Source organism: Micromonospora sp. NPDC049089, assembly GCF_040648775.1.
Taxonomy (GTDB): Bacteria; Actinomycetota; Actinomycetes; order Mycobacteriales; family Micromonosporaceae; genus Micromonospora.
Window position 1 is genome coordinate 1 of record NZ_JBEZEH010000245.1, and the last position, 9606, is coordinate 9606.

Genomic DNA, 9606 nt, shown 5'->3' on the forward strand with positions numbered 1-9606 from the left:
GCCGCGGCCGCCGTGGTGCCGGCGATCACGTTGGTGGTGGACGTGTCGAAGTAGGTGAGGTTGATGGCCACCGCGGCGGTGAAGCTGCGACGCCGCCAGCGGGAGCGGCTGTCCCTCGGGCTCCAGTACCTGGTCTTCATCGCCATCATCGCCACGGTGCTCGTCGCCGCGGACTGGGACAGGTTGGCCGACGCGTTCTTCCGCGTCGACATCATCAAGTCGATGTTCCCGACGATCATCACCGTCGCACTGCGCAACACCATCCTCTACACGCTGGGCGCGTTCGCCTTCGGCCTCGTGTTCGGGACGATCCTGGCGCTGATGCGCCTGTCCCGGGTGGCGCCGTACCGCTGGGTGGCGACGGCGTACATCGAGCTGTTCCGGGGTCTGCCCGCGCTGCTGGTGCTCTTCCTCGTCGGGTACGGCATCCCGATCGCCTTCCCGGAGCGTGAGATTCCGGGCGGGGTGTTCGGTTCGATAGCGATCGGCCTCGGGTTGACCGCCGCGGCGTACATGGCGGAGACGATCCGGGCCGGCATCCAGGCCGTGCCGAAGGGGCAGATGGAGGCGGCGCGGACCCTCGGCATGTCGCACTTCACCGCCATGCGCACGATCGTGATCCCGCAGGCGTTCCGGATCGTGATCCCGCCGCTGACGAACGAGCTCATCCTGCTCACCAAGGACTCGTCGCTGGCGTACGTGCTCGGAGTGACGGCGCAGACGATCGAGATCACCAAGTTCGGTCGGGACATGCTCAACGACCGGGTGAACGCGACGCCGCTGCTGGTGGCAGGCCTCGCCTACCTGGTGATCACCCTGCCGCTGTCGCAGGTGGTACGACGCCTCGAACTCCGCTACGCCAAGGCTCGGTGACCCCGATGACGACCACCCCATCCCGCCCCGCCGTGGAGATCCGCGACCTGCACAAGTCCTTCGGGCCGCTCAAGGTGCTCAAGGGCATCGACTTCGAGGTCGGCCAGGGCGAGGTGGTCTGCGTCATCGGTCCGTCCGGTTCCGGCAAGTCGACCCTGCTGCGCTGCGTCGATCTGCTGGAGGAGCCGACCGCCGGCAAGATCTGGGTGAACGGGGTCGAGATGACCGACCCGGACGTCGAGATCGACGCGGTCCGCCGCGGCATCGGCATGGTGTTCCAGTCGTTCAACCTGTTTCCGCACCTGACGGTCCTGAACAACCTCACCATCGCCCAGCGCCGGGTGCTCCGGCGAGGTCGGGCCGAGGCCGAGCGGATCGCACGGGCCAACCTGGAGCGCGTCGGGCTGACCGACAAGGCCGACGCCTTCCCGGCGCAGCTCTCCGGTGGGCAGCAGCAGCGGGCGGCGATCGCCCGGTCGCTGTCGATGGAGCCGAAACTGATGCTCTTCGACGAGCCGACCTCCGCGCTCGACCCGGAACTCGTCGGCGACGTGCTCACCGTCATGCGCAAGTTGGCCGAGGACGGTATGACGATGATGGTGGTCACCCACGAGATGGCGTTCGCCCGCGACGTCGCCGACCGGGTCGTTTTCATGGACGGTGGCGTGGTGGTCGAGCAGGGGCCGCCGCAGGAGGTGCTGGGCGCGCCGAAGCACGAACGGACCCGCGCGTTCCTCTCCCGGGTGCTCGACCCGACCCACGTGGCGCAGCTCGGCCAGCCGGACCAGTCGCCCGCGTCGCCGCAGATCCCCAGCCTGCCGGCGGACGACCGCCACCACCTCTGACCACAGCTGCCGTACGTCCTCCGCGCCGGGTTGCCTCTTTCGAGGGCAGCCCGGCGCCGTTCTGTGCGCCCTGCGTGTCAGCTTCATGTCAATCGACGGACGTCGTGATGTCAAGGTAATCTTTTTGCAATCAGACCTGTACTTTCGTCGATAAATTACATAAGTTGCTGTCATCCATCGAAAGTTCTGAGTCTTCCGAGCAAAGTCCGCGACGAGCCTCACCTCAGTCGTGCCACCGCCCCCGTGCTCGGCGGTCGATGCACCCCTGCCCTCGTCGCGTCTTCGCCCGGTTGGGAACGGAGACCCATGGACGATCACGTTGGTGGCCCTCACCGCCACCTGTCCCGCAGATCGCTGATCGCCACCGGCGCGCTCGCCGCCGGGGCGTTGGGCGCGTCCGCCCCAACGATCGGCACCGCGTTCGGCGGCAGCCCCGCCCGGGCCGCCGCCGGTGTCACCAAGAAGATCACCATCTACGCCGAGCAGTTGCCCGGCAACCTGTTCGGGTACGGCCTGGCGCCTGGTCAGGCCACCGTTCCGGGGCCGATCCTGGAGATGTACGAGGGTGACACGCTGGAGATCACCCTGGTCAACACCACCAACCAGCGGCTGTCCATCCATCCGCACGGGGTGGACTACAGCACCGAGTCCGACGGCAGCCCGTTCAACGCCTCGTTCAACAACCCCGGCGAGACGCGGACGTACGTCTGGCGCTCGCACGAGATGGTGGCCGCGGCGGGTCGGCGGTACATGCCGGGCAGCGCCGGCTACTGGCACTACCACGATCACGCGATGGGCACCGACCACGGCACCGGCGGTGTCGCGAAGGGACTGTACGGCGCGCTGATCGTCCGGCGGCGTGGCGACATCCTGCCGTCGAAGCAGTTCACTGCGGTGTTCCACGACATGATGATCAACAACAAGATGGCTCCGGCGACGCCGATGTTCGAGGCGAACCTGGGCGAGCGCGTCGAGTGGATCGCCATCGGCCACGGCAACCTGTTCCACACCTTCCACCTGCACGCGCACCGCTGGGCGGACAACCGCACCGGCATGTTGGAGGGGCCGAGCGACCCGAGCCTGGTGGTCGACAACAAGGACCTCAACCCCGGCAGCTCGTTCGGTTTCCAGGTGCTGGCCGGGGAGGGCGTCGGACCCGGCGCGTGGATGTACCACTGCCACGTGCAGACGCACTCCGACGGCGGCATGGCCGGGATCTTCCTGGTGCGCAACGCCGACGGCAGCATGCCGCCGGGCGCCGAGGAGGCGATCCACCGGTTCCAGGGCCACACCCACACGCACGGAAGCTGACCGAACCGAAAGTGGGGACGGGCATGACGAGAAAACTACGACGAACCCTTGCCGCGGTAGCGGCCTTGGCGACACTGCTCCCGGCGACGACGACGGCGGCCGCTGCCGCGGCCGCACCACGAACGGCGGCCGCCCCGCAGGCTGCGTCGCCGCAAAAGACCGCCGTCCTGGTGTTCCACGGCCCGGTGGCCGAGCAACAGGACCCGGTGTCGCGCGCTGTGGACACCATCAAACAGCTTGGTGCCGGTCATGACATCGATGTCACGGCCACCACGGATCCGGGCGCCTTCACCGCGGCCGGGCTGTCCGCGTACCGCAGCGTGGTCTTCCTCTCCGCGACGGGCGCCGCGCTGAACCGCGACCAGGAGTCGGCGCTCCAGAGCTACGTCAAGGCCGGCGGCGGTTTCGTCGGCATCGCCGACGCCGCCCGCGCCCAGGTCGACTCCACCTGGTTCACCGGGCTGATCGGCACCCGCCCGGCCGGCGCCATCCCGGTCGCCGAGCCGGTGACCCGTGTGACCGCCAGCGGCGAGAACCCGCCCAACGAGACCAAGGAGAAGCTGACCGACGGCGACGCCAACACGAAGTGGCTGGTCCGCACCCCGACCGCCTGGGTGGCGTACGAGTTGAGCGCACCGAAGAAGATCACCGGGTACGCGCTCACGTCGGCGAACGACTCCGCCGGCCGGGACCCGAAGGACTGGACCCTTCAGGGCTCCACCGACGGTCAGAGCTGGACCGACCTGGACCGCCGCACCGGGCAGACCTTCCCGGACCGCTTCCAGACCCGCCGGTTCGACATCGCCACGCCGCAGGAGTTCACGCGCTACCGGCTCAACGTCACCGCGAACAGCGGTGAACCGCTGGTCCAGCTCGCCGACCTGCGCCTGTTCACCGGCAGCACCACCGCTCCGGAGCCACCCGCGGTGAACCGCGCGGTGGTGAACATCCTGGACCGCAAGCACCCGGCCACCGCGTCGCTGCCGCTCACCATCACCCGGTCGGACCGCTGGGAGAACTGGGACCCGAACCCGATCGGCACGGTGCACACCCTCGCCCAGGTCGAGGAGCGGTACTACAACCCGGGGGCGGCCGCCAACGGCGCCTTCCACCCGGTGTCCTGGTGCCGGGACTACGACGGCGGCCGGTCGTTCTACACCGGGATGGGCCACACCGAGGGCAGCTACGGCGAGGAGGCGTTCCGCACGCACCTCACCGGCGCTCTCAACTGGACCACCGGTCGGGTACGCGGCGACTGCCAGGCCACCATCGCCGCGAACTACAAGGTGGAGCGACTCACCGCCGCCAACCAGACCGGGCAGCTGGACCAGATCGGCGAGCCGCACGGGCTCACCATCGCGCCGGACGGCACCGTCTTCTACGTCGGCAAGGCGGCCTGCCCGAGCGGCCCCATCGCGGACTGGAACAACCCGAAGGTCGGCCTGGGCTGCGGCACCATCCACTCCTGGGACCCGCGAACCAAGCAGGTCAAGCTGCTCACCACCCTGGAGGTGATGGGCAACCGGGGCAGCGGCTCGGAGTTGGTCAAGAACGAGGAGGGTCTGCTCGGCATCGTGCCCGACCCCGCGTTCGCCGAGAACGGCTGGCTCTACGTCTACTGGATGCCGCACGACTCGGTCGACCGGGTGAAGCGGGTCGGTCAGCGGACCGTCTCGCGGTTCACCTACGACCGGCAGGCGCAGACCGTCGACCAGGCCACCCGCAAGGACCTGTTGCAGTTCCCGGTGCAGATCCACAGCTGCTGCCACGCCGGCGGCGGCATGGCGTTCGACGCCAAGGGCAACCTCTACGTCGGCTCCGGCGACAACAACTCCTCGGAGGGGTCGCAGGGTTACGCCGGCAACAACTGGACCGAGGAGTACCAGGGCATCTCGTTCCAGGACGCCCGTCGCACCTCGGGTAACACCAACGACCTCGCCGGCAAGATCATCCGGATTCACCCGGAGCCGGACGGCACGTACACCATCCCGGAGGGCAACCTGTTCCCACCGGGCACCGAGAAGACCCGGCCGGAGATCTACGTGATGGGCGTACGCAACATCGCCCGCCTCCAGATCGACCCGGTGCACCAGTGGCTGACCGCCGGCTGGGTCGGCCCGGACGCCTCGTCGCCCAGCCCGACCCTGGGCCCGGCGAAGTACGAGACGGCCACCATCATCACCTCCGCCGGTAACCAGGGCTGGCCCTACTGCATGGGCAACCGGCAGCCGTACCGCGACCGCAGCAACACCGACGCGACAGTGCTGACCGGCTGGTACGACTGCGACAACCTGAAGAACACCTCGCCGCGCAACACCGGACTGGAGGACATCCCGGCGGCCCGGGACAACATGATCTGGTATTCGCCCGACGGTGGCGGCCCGGTGTTCCCGAAGCGGACCGACGGCAGCAACCTGCCGACCTACGTGGCCGCTGACGCCACCTACACACAGCCGTACCTGCGCGGCGGCGGGCAGGCCATCATGTCCGGCCCGACGTACCACCGCAGCCTCGTCGACACCGCCAGCGGCGTGGCGTGGCCGGAGCACTGGGACGGCAAGTGGTTCATCGGCGACCAGTCGAACGCCGCCAACCGGGTCGCGGTCACCGTCGACCCGGCCGGCGTGCCGCAGGCCGCCCCACCGGTGTACGCCGAGTCGCTGCGGGCCATCATCCCCGGTGGCAACGGCGACACCCGGTTGCAGAGCTGGATGGACGCGAAGTTCGGCCCGGACGGCGCGCTCTACCTCCTCGACTACGGCGGCGGCTTCTTCAGCCTGCACGCGAACCAGAAGCTGATCCGGGTCACCTACACCGGCGGGGCGCCCACCCCGGCACCGGCGGCGACCTCGGTCGCCGTGCAGAACAAGCCGCTGACCATCGCCTTCACCGGTTCCCGCTCCGGCGGCGTGAGCCACCGCTGGGAGTTCGGCGACGGCACCACGTCGACCGAGGCGGATCCTCGGCACACGTACGCCACTGTCGGCACCTACACCGCGAAGCTGACCGTCACGTACGCCGACGGTCAGACGGCGACGGTGCAGACCACTGTGACGGTGGGCTGCGCGGTGCCCGACGACCGGTCGACGGTATGGCTCGGCGACACCGACACCGGGGTGCCCAGTCGCACGGTCGGGCAGGGCTGCACGGCCAACGACCTGATCGACGACGAGAGCACCTGGACCGACCACAACGGTTTCGTCCGGCACGTCACAGCCGTCGCCCGCGCGTTGCAGGACGACGACCTGCTCAGCACCCGTGAAGCGGGCACCCTCACCCGCCTGGCCGCCGCGTCGGAGATCGGCCGGGAGGGGCACACCGGGTACGAGCCGCTCTTCGACGGCACCACCGAGTCGCTGCGCGGTTGGCAGCAGGCGCCGTCGGGCCAGTTCGACATCCAGCCGGACGGGTCGCTGCGCTCCAGCGGTGGCCTGGGCATGCTCTGGCACACCAAGGAGCTGGGCGACTTCTCGCTGAAATTGCAGTTCCGGGACATCGCCCCAGGCGCCGGCCGGGCCAACACCGGAGTCTTCATCCGGTTCCCGGACCTGCGAACGCCCCTGGACCAGCGGCCACCGGACAGCTGCGGCACTGTCGGATCGGCGCGGACCTCGCCGGCCTGGATGGCGATCTACTGCGGACACGAGATCCAGATCTACGACGGTGACACCGGTGAGCCGCAGAAGACCGGCTCGGTCTACAACTTCGACCCGGTGCCGCTGGCCCAGGCCGGCGTCACGCCAAAGAACGAGTGGAACGACTACGAGATCCGCGCCGTCGGGCAGCACTACACGATGATCCGCAACGGCGTGGTGATCAACGAATTCGACAACACGCCGGGCAAGCAGTCGTCGCGAGCCGGCGACCCGCCCACCGACCTGCGGCAGTTCCTGCGCGGCTTCATCGGCCTTCAGAACCACGGTGACAACGACCTGACCGAGTTCCGCAACATCCGTGCGCGAGAACTCTAGGAGTGACGATGACCCGACGACTGACGGCCGCGCTGGCGGCGTTCCTGCTCACGGTGATCCCGTTGGCAGTGACGCCCGCCTCCGCCGCCCCGCGCGTCGCCGCCGACCAGGTGTTGACCTGGACCGCCGACGACAGCATCACCCGATACAAGTCCGCGCCCACCACGGCGGTGGCCGGAGCGACCACGATCATCTGGGAGAACAGCGCGGCCACCGGCAACACCACCGGGATGCCACACACCCTGACCTTCGACACCAGCACCGAGGGCTACAACCACGACGTCACAGTCAACATCCTGGCCAGCCCGTTCGACGCCAACGACGGCCGCCACCAGGCGACAGTGACGCTGACCCCGGGCCGGTACCGGTACTTCTGCTCGATCCCCGGCCACAGCTCGATGGTCGGTGAACTGGTGGTCACCGACGGCGGTGGCGGTGGCGACACCACCGCGCCGACAGTGACCGCCGCGGTCTCCGGCGACCAGGACCAGGACGGCAACTACCTCGGCGCGGCCACTGTGACAGTGACCGCCACCGACGCCGACTCGGGGGTCCAGACCGTCGAGTACCAGGTCGACGACACCAGCTTCCTGCCGTACACCGAGCCGGTGCGGGTGACCGCGATCGGCGACCACGCGGTGCAGTTCCGCGCCACCGACCAGGCCGGCAACACCAGCGCCGTCGGCTCGGTGGCGTTCCGGATCGTCGAGCCGGGGGAGGAGGACACCACAGCACCGGTGGTCACGGCCGCGTTGGCCGGCGACCGCGACGGCGACGGCAACTACATCGGTACGGCCACCGCCACGCTGACCGCCACCGACAGCGGATCCGGTGTCGCCACCATCGAGTACGCCCTGGACGGGGCGGCCTTCACCGCGTACACGAACCCGATCGTGGTGAACACGGCCGGGATGCACATGTTGCACTACCGGGCCACCGACGTCGCCGGGAACACCTCGGCGGAGCAGATGTCCCACTTCACCGTCGTCGAGCCGCCGGCCGAGGACACGACTCCACCCACCGTCGCCGCCACGGTGACCGGTGACCGGAACGACGACGGCGGGTACGTCGGCGGCGCGACCGTCACCGTCACGGCCACCGACACCGAGTCGGGCGTGGCGAAGATCGAGTACGCGCTCGACACCGGAGGCTGGACGGCGTACGCCGCTCCGGTCGCCGTCCGCGCACCCGGCGCGCACACAGTCCGGTACCGGGCGACCGACACAGCGGGGAACTCCTCCACCGAGCAGTCGACGTCGTTCACAGTGGTGGCCGACAGCACCGACCGCTGCCCCGACTCGGACACCCGGGCCACAGTGGTCATCGACGGTGGCGACACCGGCGTGCCCAACGTGGACACCGGTGACGGCTGCACCATCAACGATCTGATCGACGAACACGCCGACTACCCCGGCCACGCCGAATTCGTCCGACACGTCGAAGCGGTCACCGCCGCACTCGTGACCGGCGGCACGCTCGACCGGCGGCAGCAGGGCGCCATCGTCCGGGCCGCGGCCCGATCGGACATCGGCGCATGAGTCCTCGAACCTCACCGACAGGGAGTACCACGATGCCCGGACGTACCGTCGTCAAGCTCGCCACCGTGAGCGCCGTCATCGCGGCCTCGGTGCTGGCCGTGGCGCCCACCGCACACGCCGACCTGGTCACCCACTGCATCGGCACCGGCGGCGCGGTGACAGTGCCCAACGACCTGCTCGTGCCCGCCGGCGAGTCCTGCGCGCTCACCGGCACCACGATCACCGGCAACGTCACCGTCGCGGCCGGCGGCAACCTGGTGGTGACCGGTGGCCGGGTCAGCGGTGAGGTACGCGTCGCCGCCGACGGGTACCTCGACGCGACCGAGACGACAGTCGACGGCCAGGTGGTGCTCGCCGCCGGGGGATACGGCATCTTCCTGAAGGACGCCCGCACCGGCACCGTCACCGTACGGCCGAAGGGCTCCACGACCATCGACAGCTTCCTGTTCGCCGAGGCGTCGACGGTCACCGGGCACGTCAACGTCGGCGCCGGCGAGGTCCGGCTCGACCGGGGCACCCAGGTGCAGCGAAACCTCAGCAGCACCGGCACCTACTACACCGACCTGCACGACTCGTTCGTCGACGGCACGCTGTCGGTGCTCAACAGCGCCACCGGGAGCGTGGTGTGTGGCAGCGCCGTCCAGGGCCGGGCCACCTTCGCCGGCAACCTGGGCGGTGTGCAGCTCGGCCCGAACGGCGCCCTCGACAGCTGCGCCTCCGGTGGCTACTGGGGTGCTGACGTCAGCATCACCAGCACCACCGGTGGTGTCACCGTCGACGACAACATCATCAACGGCCAGTTGACAGTCACCGGCAACGACCCGGTCGCCCAGGTGGCCGCCAACAACCGGATCCGCGGTGGCGTGACCGGTGACCAGGCGGCGTCGAGCACCAACCGGGCGGCGCGGGTGGCCGCTCCCGACCGCGAGGACGCCGGCGACGAGCGGGCCGAGATCCGCCGCACCTCAGCGCTGCAGGAGGCCACCGAGGCGGGCGCCGCCCGGCTCTGACCGATCGACGCGACGGTGGCCGGTCACCCCGGATGGGCGGGGGTGACCCGCCACCGCT

The 9606-nt window shown here is 69.5% G+C and carries 6 protein-coding genes; all 6 read left to right on the forward strand.

Annotation, left to right across the window (positions count from 1 at the left end; genetic code table 11):
* The first annotated feature begins 156 nt into the window (after positions 1-156).
* The 6 genes from AB0B48_RS29405 (at position 157) to AB0B48_RS29430 (ending at position 9548) form a co-directional block, all read left to right on the forward strand.
* Positions 157-873: an amino acid ABC transporter permease gene (locus AB0B48_RS29405; RefSeq protein ID WP_357207141.1), complete on the forward strand. Its 717-nt coding sequence runs from the start codon at positions 157-159 to the stop codon at positions 871-873.
* Positions 874-878: 5 nt separating this feature from the next.
* Positions 879-1718, forward strand: coding sequence for an amino acid ABC transporter ATP-binding protein (locus AB0B48_RS29410; RefSeq protein WP_357207143.1), 840 nt, complete (start codon positions 879-881; stop codon positions 1716-1718).
* A 306-nt stretch (positions 1719-2024) separates the two neighbouring features.
* A complete protein-coding gene (locus AB0B48_RS29415) occupies positions 2025-3029 on the forward strand; it encodes a multicopper oxidase domain-containing protein (protein WP_355008615.1) in 1005 nt (334 codons plus the stop codon).
* A 23-nt stretch (positions 3030-3052) separates the two neighbouring features.
* A complete protein-coding gene (locus AB0B48_RS29420) occupies positions 3053-7000 on the forward strand; it encodes a ThuA domain-containing protein (protein ID WP_357207144.1) in 3948 nt (1315 codons plus the stop codon).
* Positions 7001-7008: 8 nt separating this feature from the next.
* A complete protein-coding gene (locus AB0B48_RS29425; protein ID WP_357207146.1) occupies positions 7009-8538 on the forward strand; it encodes a plastocyanin/azurin family copper-binding protein in 1530 nt (509 codons plus the stop codon).
* Positions 8539-8570: 32 nt separating this feature from the next.
* Complete coding sequence (locus tag AB0B48_RS29430) at positions 8571-9548, forward strand: hypothetical protein (protein WP_357207148.1); 978 nt, start codon at positions 8571-8573, stop codon at positions 9546-9548.
* Positions 9549-9606 lie beyond the last annotated feature (58 nt).